This is a genomic window from Microvirga sp. 2TAF3 (assembly GCF_052114965.1).
GTDB lineage: Bacteria > Pseudomonadota > Alphaproteobacteria > Rhizobiales > Beijerinckiaceae > Microvirga.
Genome location: NZ_JBFRFT010000006.1, coordinates 132,638 through 150,606, shown reverse-complemented (window position 1 = coordinate 150,606; position 17,969 = coordinate 132,638). Strand labels below are relative to the sequence as shown.

Below are 17,969 nucleotides of genomic sequence, written 5' to 3'. Positions count from 1 at the left end.
TCTTTGGAAAATCAGCAGCCGAAAAGGCTGTTACGAAGGGTCAAGCGTCCTATTTCTGCTCTTCTGGAGAGGCAATGGCGGACAGGTGTTGCACCCTTCGCAGGTCTGTGCCAACGCTCCCCGCAACGAACCTTAAGCGAGGATGCGCGCATGAAGCTGGAAACGCCAACCAGCGGAGGCGAACTGACGGCGCAAGCCGTCGCTGTGCTGGAAACCGGACACAAGGATGTTCCCTCAACCTTCCCACACGTGCTGTTCGGGAGGGTGCCCGCCGAGGACCTTGCATCCTATTCGCCGCAGGCGCTCGCCGAACTGGCTGCCGAGGCCTACGAGCACCTCAAGGCGCCTCGCTCCGAGGCCGGTGAGGATCTTCGCCTGCTCGATCTCGAAATCGAGCGCGAGGGCCGCCGCCGGGACGTGACGATTCTCGAAGTCGTCAACGACAACATGCCCTTCCTGCTCGATTCGACCCTCGCCGAGATCGTCGACGAGGGTTACGAGCCGCTTCTCGTGGCGCACCCGATCCTGGCGGTCGAGCGGGACCGGAGCGGCGCGCTCGTCCGCCTTCTCGGCGAGGCCACCGCCCATTCGAAGTTGGGGGTGAAGCGCGAGAGCTTCATTCATATTCACCTGCCGCGCATCGACGATCCGGAGGCGCGCAACCGCCTGATCGAGGCCATGCGGCGCGTTTACAAGGACGTGGCGCTCTCGGTGCACGACTGGCCGGGCATGCGTGCCCGCATTACCGAGCTCGTCCAGAACTATCGCCTTCACCCGCCGCCGCTGCCGGAGGACGAGGTGAAGGAAGCGGTGGCCTTCCTCGACTGGATCGCCCAGGACAACTTCACCTTCCTCGGCCTGCGCGAATACCGTCTCCCCTCGGGCGACACCGCGGCCGACCCTGTCGAAGGGTCGGGCCTCGGTCTGCTGCGGGATCCTTCCGTGCGCGTGCTGCGCCGCGGTCGCGAACTGGTGGCGATGACATCCGAAATCCGCGCCTTCCTCGATCTGCCGAAGGCGCTCATCATCACCAAGGCGAACGTCAAATCCCGCGTCCATCGCCGCGCCCATCTCGATTATATCGGCGTGAAGCTGTTCGATGGCGACGGCCGGCTGCAGGGTGAATTGCGCATCGTCGGCCTGTTCACCGCCAGCGCCTATACCAACACCACTGCGGAAGTGCCCTATCTGCGCCACAAGGTGGCGCAGATCATCGCCCGTGCCGGGTTCGATCCGTCGAGCTATTCCGGCCGTGCGCTTCTCAACGTGCTGGAGAGCTATCCGCGCGACGAGCTGTTCCAGATCGACGAAGAGACGCTCTATCACTTCGCACTCGACATCATGAGCCTGTCGGAGCGCCCGCGCATCCGGGCACTGGCGCGGGCCGACGAGTTCGACCGCTTCGTCTCCGTACTCGTCTTCGTGCCGAAGGATCGCTACGATACCGACGCTCGCCGCCGCATCGGCGAATTCCTGGCCGGCATCTACGAGGGCCGTGTCTCGGCCTCCTATCCGGCCTATCCGGAAGGCCCGCTCGCGCGCACCCACTACATCATCGGCCGCGACGAGGGTGAGACGCCGCAGGTCTCCCGCGAGACCCTGGAAAAGGGCATCACCGGCATCGTGCGGACCTGGAGCGATGCGCTGCGCGACCAGTTCGACGAGACCATCGGCGGCCCCCGCGCCCGTGCGCTCGCCGCCCGCTACGCCCATGCCTTCAGTGCCGCCTATCGCGAAGCCTTCGGGGCCGAGCAGGCGATCGTCGACGTAGGCATCCTGGAGCAGCTCTCCGAGGCCCGCCCCCGCGCGGTCGATCTCTATCGGCGCGAAGGCGATGACGAGACCCGTATCCACCTCAAGGTGTTCTCGCGCGGTACGGCGCTGCCATTGTCCGAGCGGGTGCCGCTTCTGGAAAATCTCGGCTTCCGCGTGGTGAACGAGAGGACGTATCGCGTCGTCTCGGGCGTGTCCGGCATGGACCGGGTATGGCTCCATGACATGACCCTGGAGCGCGCCTCCGGCGGCCCCATCGCGATCAGCGAGATCCAGGATCTGATCGAGGCGGCGCTTCTCGCCCTGTTCAGGGGCCTGGCCGAATCGGACGCCTTCAACCGCCTCGTGCTTGAGGCCGGCCTCGGCTGGCGCGATGTCGCCATGGTGCGCGCGCTCGGCCGCTACCTGCGCCAGATCCGCATTCCCTATGCGCAGGATTACCTGGCCGAGACGCTCGCCCGCCACAGCGCCATCGCGGTGAAGCTCGTCGCGCTGTTCTATGCCCGCTTCGATCCGCGTGTCGGAAGCGCCGAGGAACGCGCTGCGTCGGAAGCGTCGATCCGCGCCGAGATCGAAGGGATGCTGAAGGACGTCACAAGCCTCGACGACGACCGCATCCTGCGCCGCTTCATCAACCTCATCGAGGCGGCGAGCCGCACCAATTTCTTCCAGCTCGAAAGCAACGGCCTGCCGCGCCAGACCATCGCCTTCAAGTTCGAATGCGCGAAGGTGGACAACCTGCCGCTGCCGAAGCCGCTCTATGAAATGTTCGTCTATTCGCCGCGGGTCGAGGGCGTGCATCTGCGCTTCGGCAAGGTGGCGCGCGGGGGCTTGCGCTGGTCGGACAGGCCGCAGGATTTCCGCACCGAGGTGCTCGGCCTCGTCAAGGCGCAGCAGGTAAAGAACGCGGTCATCGTGCCGGTCGGTGCCAAGGGCGGCTTCGTGCCCAAGCACCTGCCGCCGCCGAGCGACCGCCAGGCCTGGCTTGCCGAAGGCACGGAAAGCTACCGCATCTTCGTGCGTACGCTGCTGCAGATCACCGACAATATCGAGGGCGATCACGTCGTGCCGCCGGCCGATACGGTGCGCCATGACGGGGACGATCCCTATCTCGTGGTCGCCGCCGACAAGGGCACCGCGACCTTCTCCGACACGGCAAACGAGCTTTCCGCCGAAAAGCATCACTGGCTCGGCGATGCCTTCGCCTCCGGCGGCAGCCAGGGCTATGACCACAAGGGCATGGGCATCACCGCCCGCGGCGCGTGGGAGGCGGTGAAACGCCACTTCCGCGAAATGGATATCGACATCCAGTCCGAGCCGGTGACGGTCGCCGGCGTCGGCGACATGTCGGGCGATGTTTTCGGCAACGGCATGCTGCTCTCGCGCGCCCTGAAGCTTGTCGCGGCCTTCGACCACCGCGACATCTTCTTCGATCCGAATCCGGAGCCGGAAACCGCTTTCAAGGAGCGCGAGCGCCTGTTCAATCTGCCCCGCTCGAGCTGGCAGGATTACGACAAGTCGCTGATCTCGAAAGGCGGCGGCGTCTTCCCGCGCAGCGCGAAATCCATCCCGCTCTCGGAAGAAGTTCGCGCCCTGCTCGGCATCGACAAGGCGGAAGCGACGCCGACCGAGGTGATGAGCGCGATCCTGAAGGCTCAGGTCGGCCTGCTCTGGTTCGGCGGCATCGGCACCTATATCCGCTCCTCGACCGAGACGGACGAGCAGGTGGGCGATCGCGCCAACGACGCAATCCGCATCGCCGGCTCCGAGGTGCGGGCGCAGGTGATCGGCGAGGGCGCCAATCTCGGCATGACCCAGCGCGGGCGCATCGAAGCGGCGCGCGCCGGGGTTCATCTCAACACGGATGCCATCGACAATTCGGCGGGCGTCAACACCTCCGACGTGGAGGTGAATATCAAGATCGCGCTCACCGTGCCCGAACGCGACGGCCGTCTCAGCCCTGAGGCGCGCAATGAGCTGCTGGTGGACATGACCGACGAGGTCGCCAAGCTCGTCCTACGCAACAACTACCTGCAGACCCTGGCGCTCTCGCTCTCCGAGCGGCGCAGCCTTGCGGATATGGGCTTTGCGCGGCGGCTGATGCATATGCTCGAAGCGCAAGGGCGCCTCGACCGCAATGTGGAATATCTCCCCGACGACGCGGCCCTGACGGAGCGTACGCGCAGGGGCGAGGGGCTGACACGGCCCGAACTCGCCGTGCTTCTGGCCTATGCCAAGCTCTCCCTGCACGACGAACTGCTCGAGAGCCCGGTGCCGGACGATCCGTATCTCGGCAAGGAGCTGGAGCGCTATTTCCCGGTGGAGATGCGCGAGCGCTTCCCCGATGCGATTGCCGGCCATCGCCTGCGCCGCGAGATCATCGCGACGCAGCTCGCCAACGCCATCATCAATCGCGGCGGCCCGACCATCGTGGCCCGCCTCGTCGACCAGACCGGCGCGGACGCGCCGACGATCGCGGCGGCCTACGCGGCGACGCGCGATGCCTTCGGCCTGACCGAGCTCAATCTCGCCATCGACGCGCTCGACGGCGTCGTGCCGGGCGATCTGCAGCTTCGGCTCTACGGCGATCTGCAGGACCTGCTCATGAACCGGATCGTCTGGTTCATCCGCAACGTGGACTTCACCAACACCACCCTCGATGCGGTCATCGGCACCTATGCAACCGGCATTGCGGAGGTGGAGCGCGGCCTGCCGAAAACCCTCTCTCCGAATGCTCTCGCCGCCTGGGACGCGCGCGCGAAGGCGCTCGTCGAGCAGGGCACGCCGGAGGAGCTGGCCCGCCGGCTCGCGGCCCTGCCCGATCTGGTGGCCGCGCCGGACATCGTGCTGACCGCGCAGAAGACCGGCAAGCCGGTGCTCGATATCGCCAGCACCCATTTCGCGCTCGAAGGCGTCTTCCGCCTCGGCTCGCTCACCGGAGCGGCGCGCGAGATCAATGTCAGCGATTATTTCGACCGCCTCGCCCTCGACCGGGCCATCGACGGCATCGCTTCCGCCCATCGCAACCTCACCGCCGAAGTGGCGGCGCAGGAGGCTTCGGGTCCGGAGGCCGTGCAGGCCTGGAGCGAGAAGCGCGGGGCCGATGTCACGCGGATCCGCAGCGCGGTCGACAACATCGTCCTGTCGGGCCTGACCCTGTCGAAAGTCACCGTGGCGGCGAGCCTGCTCGGCGATCTGGCGCGGGGCTGACCGGCAACCCGCTAAACGAGGATGGCGCCCTCCGGGGGAGGGCGCGAGGGGAAGGAGATTCCGTGAACGAACACGACGTCCTGGAATCCCTTCCACCCTCGGCGACGGCGCAAACCGTTGCCGCCGGTCAGGCGATCCGCCCGAGACGGATCGCGTCCCGCTCCGCCATCCTCGGCTGGCTCCTGTTCGACTGGGCCTGCCAGCCCTTCTTCACCCTCGTCACCACCTTCGTCTTCGCGCCCTTTTTCGCGGCGGCTCTGGCGCCCGATCCGGTGGCCGGGCAGAGCTTGTGGGGCTATGCGACCGCGGCAGCCGGCCTCGTGCTGGCCTTCCTGTCGCCGATCCTGGGCTCCATCGCCGATGCGACCGGGCCGAAGAAGCCTTGGATCGCGTCCTGCGGTCTGGTGCTGTTCGCCTCGTCCTTCGCCCTGTGGTTCGCTGCTCCCGGCGAGTCTTATGCCATTCCCATCGCGCTGCTCGGCTTTGCGGTGGGCACCGTGGCGGTCGAAGTGGCGGCGGTGTTCAACAACGCCATGATTCCCCATCTCGTCCCGCCGGAACGGTTCGGGCGGTTGTCCGGCACGGGCTGGGCCATCGGCTATATGGGCGGCCTCGTCTCGCTCGTGATCGTGCTCGGCTTCCTCGCCGCCGATGCCGGAAGCGGCAAGACCATCCTCGGACTCGATCCCCTGTTCGGCCTCGATCCGGCGACCCGGCAGGGCGATCGCATCACCGGGCCGTTCTCGGCTTTGTGGTTCCTGATCTTCATCCTGCCGCTCTTCATCTTCACGCCGGACATCGCCCGGTCGACCCTGAGCTCGAGGGATGCCGTGCGGAAAGGTCTGGTGCAGGTGAAGAGCACCATCGCCGATGCGCGCCGGCACGAGAGCGTCGGGCGCTTTCTTCTCGCCAACATGGTCTATCAGGATGCGCTCGTCGCGCTCTTCGCGTTCGGCGGCATCTACGGCGCGGGCGTGTTCGGCTGGCGGGCGACGGAACTCGGCGTCTTCGGCATCCTGCTCACCGTCACCGGAACGCTCGGCGCCCTGATCGGCGGGCGGCTCGATGACAGGTTCGGCGCCAAACCCGTGATCCTCGGCGCCATCGTCATCCTCGCCCTGGTGTGCCTCGGCGTGCTTTCGCTCGGCCGCGACCACATCTTCTTCACCATCGCGACGGCGCCGGCTCTTCCCGGGGACGGGCTCTACGGCAGCGTCCCGGAAAAGATCTTTCTCGCGCTCGGCCTCGTCATCGGCGCCGTGGCGGGCCCGCTGCAGGCATCCTCCCGCAGCCTCCTCGCGCGGCTCGTGCCGGCGCGCGAGGCCGGCCGCTATTTCGGGCTCCTCGCCCTGTCCGGAAAGGTCACGTCCTTCCTCGCACCGCTCGCGGTGGCGACGGCGACCTGGTTCTTCGACACGCAAGCTGCGGGACCCGCGGTGCTGATCGCGTTCTTCGCCGTGGGCGGCCTACTCATCAGGGGCGTGAAGCGGGCGTGACTTCCCGTCATTCCGGGGCAGCCTTTATCTTTCCTTCAGGGAGAAGGCGCGACCTGCTCTCCTCCCCACGAATCTCGGGTGTTCCCGAGATCCGCTTCATCTGGCGCAAGTCGGGAACACCCGACTTGCGATGGGGAGGAGCTGGAGGTGGGGGTCGTAAAGTCGGAGCGCCGCGTTTCTCAGAGTGGCACCAAGGCCGCTACAGCTTTTCTTCTACCCCGCTCACCCGGTCGTTCCACCCCCACCCTCAATCCCTCCCCGCAAGGGGGAGGGAGGAGGGCCGGAATGCGTCAGTGCCGGAAGTGGCGGTAGCCGGTGAACACCATGGCGAGGCCTGCTTCATCCGCCGCCTTGATCACCTCTTCGTCCCGCATCGAGCCGCCCGGCTGGATTACGGCGGTGGCGCCGGCCTCGGCTGCGGCGAGCAGGCCGTCGGCGAAGGGGAAGAAGGCGTCGGAGGCGACGACGGAGCCCTTGGCGAGGGTCTCGGGCAGGCCCGCGGCCTTCGCGGCTTCCGCGGCCTTCCAGGCGGCGATGCGGGAGGAATCGACGCGGCTCATCTGACCTGCGCCGATGCCGACCGTCGCACCATCCTTGGCGTAGACGATGGCGTTCGATTTCACATGCTTGGCGACCCGGAAGGCGAAGCGCATGTCGTCGAGTTCGCGATCGGTCGGGGCGCGCTTCGTCACCACCTTCAGGTTCATGGCATCGACGACCGCATTGTCCCGGCTTTGCGCAAGGAAGCCGCCCGCGACCGTGCGCAGGGTCAGACCCTCCTGGCGCGGATCGGGCAGGCCGCCGGCAAGCAGCAGGCGCAGGTTCTTCTTCGCCGCGACGATGGCGATGGCTTCCTCGCTCGCATCGGGGGCGATGATGACTTCGGTGAAGATCTCGACGATGGCTTTGGCCGCTTCCGCATCGAGCGGCCGGTTCATGGCGACGATGCCGCCAAAGGCCGAGACGGGGTCGCAGCGCAGGGCCTTCTCGTAGGCCTCGCGCAGGGTAGTGCCTTCGGCCACGCCGCACGGGTTGGCATGTTTCACGATGACGATGGCGGCGGAGCGCTCGGGGAGAAATTCCGCCGCCGCTTCATAGGCCGCGTCGGTATCGTTGATGTTGTTGTAGGAGAGCTGCTTGCCCTGCACCTGCCGCGCGGTGGCGACGCCGGGGCGTTGCTCGGGCGTGCGGTAGAAGGCGGCGGATTGGTGCGGGTTCTCGCCGTAGCGCAGCACTTCGGCGATGGAGCCGCCGAGCGCCCGGTAGGGCGGCGTTTCCTCGCCGAGTTCGGTCGCGAACCAGTTCGAGATCGCTGCGTCGTAGGCGGCGGTGCGGGCATAGGCCTTCTGCGCGAGACGGCGGCGAAGGGTGCGGGTGACCGCGCCGTCATACTTCGCGAGATCCTCGATCACGGCGGAATAATCGGCGCCGTCCACCACCACCGCCACGTCGCCATGGTTCTTGGCGGCGGCGCGGATCATGGCCGGGCCGCCGATATCGATGTTCTCGATGCAATCGTCGTAAGGCCGGCCCGCCGCCGCCGTCGCCTCGAAAGGATAGAGATTGACGACGAGGAGATCGATCGGTGCGATGCCGTGGGCCAGCATCGCCGCCTGATGTTCGGGATTCGCGCGGATGCCGAGCAATCCGCCATGGACGGCGGGATGGAGCGTCTTCACGCGCCCGTCCATCATTTCGGGAAAGCCCGTGAGATCGCTCACGTCACGCACGGGCAGGCCTGCTTCCTGCAACGCCTTTTTCGTACCGCCCGTGGAGACCAGCTCCACGCCGCGCTCCACGAGTGCGCGGGCAAAATCAACGAGGCCGGACTTGTCGGATACGGACAGAAGGGCGCGCGTCACGCGCTTGAGATCGCTGGGCATGGCGGCCGCTCCATGAGGGCATTTCCAGCAGAAGTGGGTCCGGTTCTGCGTCGGAAAATGCGGCAAAAAGAGTTTCGAGAACGCTCTCCGATCGGATCAGAAAACGCTCTCGGAAGGATGTGCGGGCGCGATAGCACGGTGTGGCCGGGATGGAAACCGCCGCCGACGATTGGCTGCCATGGTTTTAGAGCTGTTCCGGCGCAGGCTCCGCCGGGGGCGGCGGGTTCGGGTTGAAGTTGCGCGCCAGGCGCTCGAACCGCCAGCGCACCGAGGGCGTCTCGCTCGGGCGGAAGGCGAGCACGATCTGCTGCGTGCGGCGCATGCCGTCCGGCACGGCGAGAAACACGCTGTCCTCGACGAAAGCCTCGCAGGGGCCCGCCGTGAACTGCCAGGCCTCGCGGTTCGGCAGGACGAGCATCACCACCCGCCCGCCCTGGGCGCGGCTCGCCGTGATGCCGGGTGCGAGATGGAAGCGGACGATCGCCTCGCGGGAGGGCGAGGAGGTGCCTTCGCCCCAGAAAAGATCTTCGCCGTCGAGTCTTTCGCCTCCGGCCGAAAGCTGGATCCGGCGCTCATGGGTCAGGCCGAAGCGCTTGGCATAGCCGTCATGGCTCGTCCCGAGAGTCTGGACATGATCGCGCTCGCCGCGCTCCGCCGTCACGCGCTCGGGGCCGCTCACCACCACCGGGCCAAGCCGGCGCAGAAGCCAGTCTGCCGCCAGCCGGTCGAGCCAGCTGCCTCGGATGCTGAGGATCTGGCACGAGGAGACATCGTTGATGGAGGCCGTGGAATGCGCCACCGTCGAGCGCGAGGCCTGGAGGATGGTGTCGTTGGCGATGCGGGGCGTGCCGCAATTGACCACGATGCGCTGCGCGCCGCTCGAAAACTCGAAGGAGAGGCAGCCTGCGCAGGCTTCCGACGACAACGCGGGAGGTGGAGCGGCGCCCACATCCGCCACCAGCAGTGAGGATCCCGCCTCCAGGCGCTCGTAACCGGAATGCGGCGCGTGATGGATCGGCTGGCTGCGCATGTCGTCATAGGTCAGGAGCGTCGCCAGATGATCGGCCGCGGTTACGCCCATGCCGTTGAAATGGGAGAGGGTGCCGTCCCCGTGCCGGAACAGGCGCACCATCGGCAACATGCGGTCGATGGCATGAAGCAGGGCTTCGGGCGTATCGACCTCGCGGCTGGCGAACATCTGGCGCAGGGGCAGGAGATCGAACAGCAGGTCGACGAGGATCCGCGGATTGCGGCTCGCGTGGCCGCCATCGGCCAGGATCTGACGGTCGAGCTCACGCACGAGAAGGCGGGTCGCCCGGCGCAGGGTTTTGTCCAGCCCCTCGCAGCACAGGCCCGCATAGCAGAGCGCGATGGCGGCCATGAGCTGCTGCTGCGGCGGAACGCCCGCGCGGACATGGCGCTCGAGGTCGCGCACGCCGTTGCCGATGATCTTGAGAAAGCGCTGATAGAAGCCGTGATCCGCCCCTTCCAGGATGAGCGGCGACTGGCTGATGAAGGAAATCAGCCGCCTTGCCATGACCTGCGTATCGCAGGCCATGCGCCGGTCCCCGAGCCGGGAGGAGACGAACTCGTCCACCAGGGAACGGGCATTGGCCTGGGCGAGCGCCGTGCCGGCGGCGCGCAGGTGCCGCAGCCAGCCGAAGCCGTAGAGCGCCTCGCCCCAGGCACGGCTCGGCGGCACGAAGCCGAAGGGCGAGCGTCCGCTCGTGGTAATGGCGCGGCCGGCGAAGGCGAAGAAGCCGGAATAGATATCGGTGGCGATGGTGGGATCGGCGGTGCGCAGATCCTGCGGGGCGAAGAGCATGCGGGTCGGCGTCGGCGCGCCGAAAAACACCTTGGACGCGCCCCAGACTACGGCCTCGCGCATGGCGCGGCCTGTCTCGCGTAAGGCGAGGCCATATAGCCGCCAGCGGTCCGGCCCCCAATCCACGCGCGGCGCTCCTCTTGATCTCACTGAAGTTAACGATCGCTTACGAAAGAAATGCTCGCCGTTCGGTTAACATCGGGTAACCGTGAACGGATTAATCCTGGTCTCTGGAGGAGGATGGCAGGGTTTTAACCGTGCAGAAGAGGTATATGTGATAATATTCTAAATACTACCTTAAGGCGCATATCTCCCATCGCCTGAAGCCGCGCCGCCTCTCTCCGAAAGTTCGGTGACGTCATGGAGACGGCTGTTTCACGAACCGCGCCGCGAAAAAGCCGTCGAGACCGCTGCGGTCGCTGTCCGGCAGGATGAGATGGAAAGGCAGCGTTCTCATATCGCCTTCCGGCGTCAGGCATTCCGCCAATCCGCCGATCTCGGAGGCGTCGATCGGCTGGCGCGCGAAATCGGAATGACGGGCGAGAAACGCTTCCGCCTGACTCTCGCCTTCCTCGGCTTCGAGGGAGCAGGTGCAATAGACCAGGCGGCCGCCGACTTTCAGCAGGTCCGCTGCCTTGTCGAGAAGGCGGGCCTGGAGGGCTGCGAGCTTCGCCACGTCCTCGTCGCCCTTGGTCCAGGCCACGTCGGGATGGCGGCGGATGGTGCCGGTGGCGGAGCACGGCGCGTCGAGGAGGATGGCGTCGAAGGGCGGCTCGTCGAGCTTTTCCGCATCGATGGCGCGCGTTCGGGCGCTCAGGCCCAGGCGCGCGAGATTTTCATCGAGCCGCTTCAGGCGCTTGGCCGAACGGTCGACGGCGAGCACATCCGCACCGGCCGCTGCCAGTTGCGCGGTCTTGCCGCCCGGCGCGGCGCAGAGATCGGCGATGCGCTCTCCCGGCTGCGGGGCGAGCAGGCGTGCGGGCAGGGCGGCGGCGGCGTCCTGCACCCACCAGCCACCTTCCGCATAACCCGGCAGGTCGCGGATCGCGGTACGTTCGGTGAGCCGCACGCTCCCAGTTGGCAGAAGAAGCCCGCCGACGCGTTCGGCCCAGGCGGAGCCGTCGGCCTTCACCGTCAGATCGACCGAAGCGGTCGAGCGATGCGCCTCGGCGATCTTCGCGGCGACATCCTCGCCATATTGGGCGATCCAGCGCTGTTCGAGCCAGCCCGGCGTATCGAGCCACGGGTCGCCTGTGGCCAGAATCGCCTCGCGCTCCCGCGCCACCCGGCGCAGAACGGCGTTGATCAGGCCGCCCGCATGCCGGAGCCGGTGGTCGCCCTGCGCAAGCTGAACGGCGGTATCGACGGCGGCGTGATCGGGCACATCGAGAAACAGGATCTGCGCGGCGCCGATGGCGAGCAGATGCAGGAGGCGTTCATCGCGCGTGCCCTTGGAAAGCCGTTCGCGCAAAGCCCAGCCGATGGTGCCGAGGCGGCGGAAGGTGACGATGGCAATAGCCCGTGCCAGCGCCTCGTCGCGGGCGGAGAGGCGCTCGTCGCGCGCCAGTTCCTCCATCACGTCGTCGAAGGGTACGCGCCGCTTCAGGGTTTCGTTGACGGCATTCCAGGCGAGGCGGCGCGGGCCGAGGCCCGCCTGTGTGTCGGTGCGGTCCACGATGCTCAACCCCAGGGACCGCGACGGGTGGAAGAGTTCCACGGGCTCGACGGGGCCGTGCGCGTAAAGCCGGCCTGCGGCGCGGCGGCGCCCATTTCCTGGGCCAGGGCCTGGAGGGCGGCGATCCGGTTTTCGGTCGCCGGGTGAGTCGAAAACAGGTTGTCCATGCCACGGCCCGAGAGAGGGTTGATGATGAAAAGCGGTGCGGTCGCCGGATGGCGTTCCGCATCCATGTTGGGCACATGTGCCACGCCGCCCGCGATCTTGGCGAGCGCCGATGCGAGCGCCAGCGGCTGGCCGACGATGGCCGCGCCCATCCGGTCGGCGTCATATTCGCGCGAGCGGCTGATCGCCATCTGGATGATCATGGCGGCGAGCGGCGCGATGATGGCGGTCAGCAGCATGACGATGGCGTTGGGCCTGTCGTTGCCGCGCCCGCCGAAGAATATTCCGAATTGGGCGAGACTTGCGATAGCGCCGGCGATGGTCGCGCTCACCGTCATGGTCAGGGTGTCGCGATTCTTGATATGGGCCAGCTCATGCGCGATCACACCCGCCGCCTCGTCGGGCGAGAGCATGTCGAGAAGACCGGTAGTGATGGCCACCGCCGCGTTCTCCGGGTTGCGCCCGGTGGCGAAGGCGTTCGGCTGCGGATTCTGCATGATGTAGACCCGCGGCATCGGCAGGCCCGCGCGGTTGGCGAGTTCCCGCACCATGCGGACGAGATCCGGCGCCGTGCGCTCGTCGACCTCGATCGCGTTATAGGCGGCAAGCGCGAGCCGGTCCGAATTCCAGTAGGCGTAAAGGTTGGTCGCGACCGCAATCCCGAGCGCGATCATCATGCCGGTCGCACCGCCGAGCATGTAGCCGACGACCCCGAAAAGGGCGGTCAGCGCTGCCAGCAGCATGGCGGTCTTGACGGTGTTCATCGCGGTCTCCACGTCGTAGGGATCGGGCTATCCCTATGTGGGGATGGTTCAGGCCGCTCCAAGATCTCGCAAGAGGCCCGCAGAACTGGCATAAGGCGCTTCATGAGCACGAACGACACCCCCGACACAAGCCTCGATAGTCCCCTCGAAGGCGCAGCCCCCGGCAAAACCCTCTCTCCCGCGGCCGAACGGGCGCTCAAGGAAGCGGCAACGCGCCGTCGGGAGATCGACGCGAAGGCTGCGGAACTGGCAAAGCAGAAGGAACATCGCGGCCGCGGTGGTCTCGAGCCGGTCCGCTACGAGGATTGGGAGGTCAAGGGTCTCGCTACCGACTTTTGAGTTTTCCGCGGCGCCCATGTCACATTTGTGCCAGCCGTCTCATCCTTCGTCCGGCAGGCTCCAAACGAATAATTGTCCCTCAAGCAACCTCCCGTTACGGTGTTTTTAAAATGGGAGGGGCCATGAACGGGGCGGGGCGGCTGGAGATTCTCCGGAATCTTCTTGAAGAGGCGCATCGTGCGCTCGATCTGAAATTCGGCTTTGAATTGTGGGACGGATCGACGGTACCGCGCGATCTGCCTTCCTATGCGATGCGCCTCGTCATCAGGCGCGAGAACGTGATTGCTGCCCTCCTGCGGCGCCCGAAGCTCGATACGGTCGTCAACGCCCATGTGGCGGGCCTGCTGGACCTGAAGAACGGCACCATCTTCGATCTCGCGGATCAGCGTCCCCAGAAGGCGGGACGCCGCCTGAAGAGCGTGAGCAAGCTGAAGGCCCTCAAGGCAGCCTATCATTTCCTGCGCGCGCCCGCCGACATGCCGCGCCCCCTCGACCGGCCGAGGGAGGGCACCGGCTCCCGGGACGGCAAGCCATCCACCAACAAGGCGAACATCGCCTATCACTACGACGTGTCGAACGACTTCTACCGGCTCTTCCTCGATCCGGAGATGGTCTATACCTGCGCCTATTTCCAACCGGACTGGCACGACGATCTCGCCCGCGCGCAACGGGACAAGCTCGACATGATCTGCCGCAAGCTGCGCCTGAAGCCCGGAGAGCGCCTGCTCGACATCGGCTGCGGCTGGGGCGCCCTGATCTGCCATGCGGCCCAGCATTACGGGGTCAAGGCGACCGGCGTGACGCTCGCCGAGGAGCAGGCGGCGCTCGCGCGGGGGAAGATCGCGCGGCTCGGCCTTCAGGACCGGGTCGAAGTGATCCTCAAGGACTTCACCCAGATGGAGGGCGAGTTCGACAAGATCTCCTCAATCGGCATGTTCGAACATGTGGGGATCGCCAACCACCCCACCTATTTCCAGACCGTGCATCGGTTGCTGAGGCCGCGGGGCTTGTATCTCCATCACACCATCGCGCGGCGGGCCAAGCGCTCGGACAAGGCTTTCGGCCGCCTGAAGCCCGAAGCCAAGGCGATCATGCGCTACATCTTCCCCGGCGCGGAGCTCGACCATCTCGGCATGTCGGTGTCCAATCTCGAACGCTTCGGCTTCGAGGTGCACGACGTGGAGGCCTGGCGCGAGCACTACCAGCGCACCACGCGCCTGTGGTGGGAGAACCTGAGCGCGAATCGGGCGGCGGCGGAAGCCGAGGTCGGCCCCGAGACGACACGCGCCTGGCTTCTCTATCTCGCGGGCGTGTCGCTCGGCTTCGAGCGCGGCGTGATCGGCGTCAACCAGACCCTCGCCTCCAAGCGCACGCGCGGGCCATCCGGCGTGCCGTCGAGCCGGGCGGATTTGTATCGATGAGATGTTGCTGGCCACGGATCCCGGGCTCGCCTTCGGCGCCCCGGAATGGCAGCGGATAGTCCCGTCACCGCTCCACCACCACTCGCGTCCCCACGCCGACCTGCTCATAGAGATCCACGATATCCTCGTTGAACATGCGGATGCAGCCATAGGATGCGTAGGTGCCGATCGAGCTCGGGCGGTTGGTGCCATGAATGGCGTATTGGCCGCGGTCGAGGGTGATGGCGCGAGCCCCCATCGGGTTGTTCGGCGCGCCGCCGGGAATGACGTACGGAAGCCTCGGGTTGTCGCGCCTCACCTCATCGGGAGGCGACCAGGCCGGTCGAACGTATTTGCCGTCGACCCGCGCCTCGCCGAACCATTGCTTGCCGAGACGGCCCACGGCAACCTTGTAGCGCAGGGCCGTGCCGTCGTTACGCACGTAATAGAGATGCCGCTCCGCCGTCCTGATCAGGATGGTGCCGGGGGCTGCGGCTCCGGAGAAGGGGACTAGCTCGCGGGCCTGTGCCACGCCGCTAAGACCGATGACGCCCGTTGCCAAAGCGATGACGACGACCATCCGCCTGCCCATGTCCCGATCCTCCTGCCGTATAGGGTCGAGACGCAAAAGGAGCGGTGAGTGTTCCTGATCTTAGAGGATAATCCTGCGAAGGGGGTACTCAGTGGGTATTCTTTCGCCGCAAGATCCTTGCGGCCGACCGAATTCCACTTGCCTCACCGGTTATCGAAACATCAGATCACCGGATCCCAGGCCAGCATGCCGTCTTTCGCGACCTGCGGAGCGGGTCGCGGCGCGCGGTTCGTCATGCGCGCATAAAGCCGCTTCACCGTGGCGCTCGCTGTGGTCACGCACAGGAAGGGCAGGAAGGCATGGACGAGAGCAGCCAGGCCCGCGCCGAGGAGCGGCCAGGCGAAGCCGAGGGCGACGCCCATATGCTCGAAATAGGTCTCGCCGACGGAGTCGGGATGTTCGGTGAACAGCCGCTTCAAGGACATGGAGAACTCCTTGTGGAAGCGTCCATCGTAATGTTCGAAACTCAAAGGCTCAAGAGCCGAGGGCTTCGGCCGACACCGTCATTCCGGACGCCATAGGCGATCCGGGATCGCATGCTGGGACAGGCGCCTGACCCGACGGACGATCCCGGGCTCCGCCTGTGCGGCCCCGGGACGACGTTCTTGCGTGATCGGCGAAGCCGTTAGGCAGCTTGTGTCCGCTTGTTCTGGCGGTTGGTGACGAGATCGTCGACGACGGCCGGGTCGGCGAGCGTCGAGGTGTCGCCGAGATTCGAGAACTCGTCCTCGGCGATCTTGCGCAGGATCCGGCGCATGATCTTGCCCGAGCGGGTCTTGGGCAGGCCGGGCGCGAACTGGATCAGGTCCGGCGAGGCGATGGGGCCGATCTCCTTGCGCACCCAGGCGACGAGCTCCTTGCGCAAATCCTCGGAGGGCGTTTCGCCCGCCATCAGGGTGACATAGGCGTAGATGCCCTGGCCCTTGATGTCGTGCGGATAGCCGACGACCGCCGCTTCCGACACCTTCGGATGGGCGACGAGGGCGGATTCCACCTCCGCCGTGCCCATGCGGTGGCCGGAGACGTTGATCACGTCGTCGACGCGGCCGGTGATCCAGTAATAGCCATCTGCATCGCGGCGGCAGCCGTCGCCGGTGAAGTACTTGCCCGGATAGGTGGAGAAGTAGGTCTGCACGAAGCGCTCATGATCGCCATAGACCGTGCGCATTTGGCCCGGCCAGGAATCGGCGATGACGAGATTGCCCTCGGTCGCGCCTTCCAGCACCTTGCCCTCCGAATCCACGACCTGAGGCACGATGCCGAAGAAGGGGCGGGTGGCCGAGCCCGGCTTCAGTTTGGTCGCGCCGGGAAGCGGCGTGATCAGGATACCGCCGGTCTCGGTCTGCCACCAGGTATCGACGATGGGGCAGCGACTGTCGCCGACCACGCGGTAATACCATTCCCAGGCTTCCGGATTGATCGGCTCGCCGACGCTGCCGAGAAGGCGAAGCGACTTGCGCGAGGTCCTCTTCACCGGCTCCTCGCCCGCCTGCATCAGGGAGCGGATGGCGGTCGGCGCGGTATAGAAGATGTTGACGTTGTGCTTGTCGATCACGTCCCAGAAACGCGAGATCGACGGATAGGTCGGCACGCCTTCGAACATCAGCGTGGTCGCGCCATTCGCGAGCGGGCCGTAGAGGATGTAGGAATGGCCCGTGACCCAGCCCACATCGGCCGTGCACCAATAGACGTCGCCGTCATGGTAGTCGAAGACGTATTGATGGGTCATCGCCGTGTAGACGAGATAGCCGCCGGTCGTGTGCAGCACGCCCTTCGGCTTTCCGGTCGAGCCTGACGTGTAGAGGATGAAGAGCGGATCTTCCGCATTCATCTCCTCGGCCGGGCACTCGGTGGTCACCATCTGCGCGGCTTCGTCGTAATAGACGTCCCGGCCCGGGACCATGTTGATGGCTGAGCCGGTGTGGCGCACCACAAGCACGTGATCGACGCCGCCGACGCTGGCGATGGCGGCATCCACGTTGTCCTTCAACGGCACCTTGCGCCCGCCGCGCAGGCCCTCGTCCGCCGTGACGACGAAGGCCGATTTCGCATCCTCGATGCGCCCGGCGAGCGAATCGGGCGAGAAGCCGCCGAACACCACGGAATGGACCGCTCCCAGCCGCGCGCAGGCGAGCATCGCGTAAGCCGCTTCCGGGATCATCGGCATGTAGATCGTGACCCGGTCGCCCTTCTTCACGCCGCGGTTGCGCATGACATTGGCCATGCGGCAGACCTCGTCATGCAATTGGCGATAGGTGATCTTCTTCGATTGGGAAGGATCGTCGCCTTCCCAGATGATCGCGACCTGATCGCCTCGGGTCTCGAGATGCCGGTCGACGCAGTTATAGGCGACATTGGTGGTGCCGTCCTCGAACCAGCGGATCGAGACGTCGCCGGGGCCGAAATTGGTGTTCTTGATCCGGGTCGGCTGCCTGAACCAGTGGATGCGCTTGGCCTCCTCGGCCCAGAAGGCGTCCGGATCCTTGACGGAAGCCGCATATTTCGCCTGGTAACCGGCATCGTCCAGATAGGCGCGGCGGCTCCATTCCGGTGGCACGTCGTAGAACTTGTCTTGCATGGCGCTTCTCCCAGACTTCGTACCTAAAGCATCGGACCCGAAAGTGGATTCCGCTTTTGGAATTATCCGATGCTCTCCTCGATCAAGGCGCATCGTCCGGTGCGAAAAGTAGGGACCACTTTTCCGCACGATGCGCTCGTTGCCTCTAGCTTTACGGAAAGAGCGAGGCCCCGGGCAAGCGTAGGCACATCGGACTTTGGTCGTTTATTGCGTTTTTGCCGATCATTTCGGAACTGTTGAGCGGCTCCGGAATGGCAAGAGGCAGGGCA

At 66.1% G+C, this 17,969-nt stretch carries 11 protein-coding genes; 4 read left to right on the top strand and 7 right to left on the bottom strand.

The features are described 5' to 3' along the window. Positions 1–150 precede the first annotated feature (150 nt). Together AB4Y97_RS08500 and AB4Y97_RS08495 are read left to right on the top strand one after the other, a co-directional pair. The gene (locus tag AB4Y97_RS08500; RefSeq protein ID WP_441998592.1) at positions 151–4,983 is read left to right on the top strand and encodes an NAD-glutamate dehydrogenase; all 4,833 of its coding nucleotides are present in this window, start codon (positions 151–153) and stop codon (positions 4,981–4,983) included. Between the two features lie 62 nt (positions 4,984–5,045). Next, positions 5,046–6,479, top strand: coding sequence for an MFS transporter (locus tag AB4Y97_RS08495; protein WP_441998591.1), 1,434 nt, complete (start codon positions 5,046–5,048; stop codon positions 6,477–6,479). Positions 6,480–6,769: 290 nt separating this feature from the next. Here AB4Y97_RS08495 and purH read toward each other — a convergent pair whose 3' ends face one another. From purH to htpX, 4 genes are all read right to left on the bottom strand, one after another. Then, positions 6,770–8,362, bottom strand: coding sequence for a bifunctional phosphoribosylaminoimidazolecarboxamide formyltransferase/IMP cyclohydrolase (purH, locus tag AB4Y97_RS08490; protein ID WP_441998590.1), 1,593 nt, complete (start codon positions 8,360–8,362; stop codon positions 6,770–6,772). Between the two features lie 184 nt (positions 8,363–8,546). After that, positions 8,547–10,313 carry a heparinase II/III family protein gene (locus tag AB4Y97_RS08485; protein ID WP_441998589.1) on the bottom strand — a complete coding sequence of 589 codons (1,767 nt, stop codon included), beginning with the start codon at positions 10,311–10,313 and terminating at the stop codon, positions 8,547–8,549. A gap of 232 nt (positions 10,314–10,545) precedes the next feature. Further along, on the bottom strand, positions 10,546–11,862 hold the full coding sequence (gene rsmB, locus AB4Y97_RS08480) for a 16S rRNA (cytosine(967)-C(5))-methyltransferase RsmB (protein WP_441998588.1): 1,317 nt from the start codon (positions 11,860–11,862) through the stop codon (positions 10,546–10,548). A 5-nt stretch (positions 11,863–11,867) separates the two neighbouring features. Then, positions 11,868–12,791: a zinc metalloprotease HtpX gene (gene htpX / locus AB4Y97_RS08475; RefSeq protein WP_441998587.1), complete on the bottom strand. Its 924-nt coding sequence runs from the start codon at positions 12,789–12,791 to the stop codon at positions 11,868–11,870. Positions 12,792–12,893: 102 nt separating this feature from the next. On the opposite strand from htpX, the gene AB4Y97_RS08470 reads away from it, so the two are divergent. Continuing rightward, positions 12,894–13,130, top strand: a complete 237-nt coding sequence (locus AB4Y97_RS08470; protein WP_441998586.1) for a DUF1674 domain-containing protein — start codon at positions 12,894–12,896, stop codon at positions 13,128–13,130. A gap of 122 nt (positions 13,131–13,252) precedes the next feature. Beyond that, positions 13,253–14,551 carry a class I SAM-dependent methyltransferase gene (locus tag AB4Y97_RS08465; RefSeq protein ID WP_441998585.1) on the top strand — a complete coding sequence of 433 codons (1,299 nt, stop codon included), beginning with the start codon at positions 13,253–13,255 and terminating at the stop codon, positions 14,549–14,551. Positions 14,552–14,615: 64 nt separating this feature from the next. Here AB4Y97_RS08465 and AB4Y97_RS08460 read toward each other — a convergent pair whose 3' ends face one another. The 3 genes from AB4Y97_RS08460 to acs form a co-directional block, all read right to left on the bottom strand. Beyond that, on the bottom strand, positions 14,616–15,122 hold the full coding sequence (locus AB4Y97_RS08460) for a L,D-transpeptidase (protein WP_441998584.1): 507 nt from the start codon (positions 15,120–15,122) through the stop codon (positions 14,616–14,618). A gap of 161 nt (positions 15,123–15,283) precedes the next feature. Beyond that, entirely contained in the window at positions 15,284–15,547 is a 264-nt protein-coding gene (locus AB4Y97_RS08455; RefSeq protein WP_441998583.1) for a DUF6356 family protein, read from the bottom strand. 200 nt (positions 15,548–15,747) lie between these two features. Beyond that, on the bottom strand, positions 15,748–17,700 hold the full coding sequence (acs, locus tag AB4Y97_RS08450) for an acetate--CoA ligase (protein ID WP_441998582.1): 1,953 nt from the start codon (positions 17,698–17,700) through the stop codon (positions 15,748–15,750). Positions 17,701–17,969: the final 269 nt, after the last annotated feature.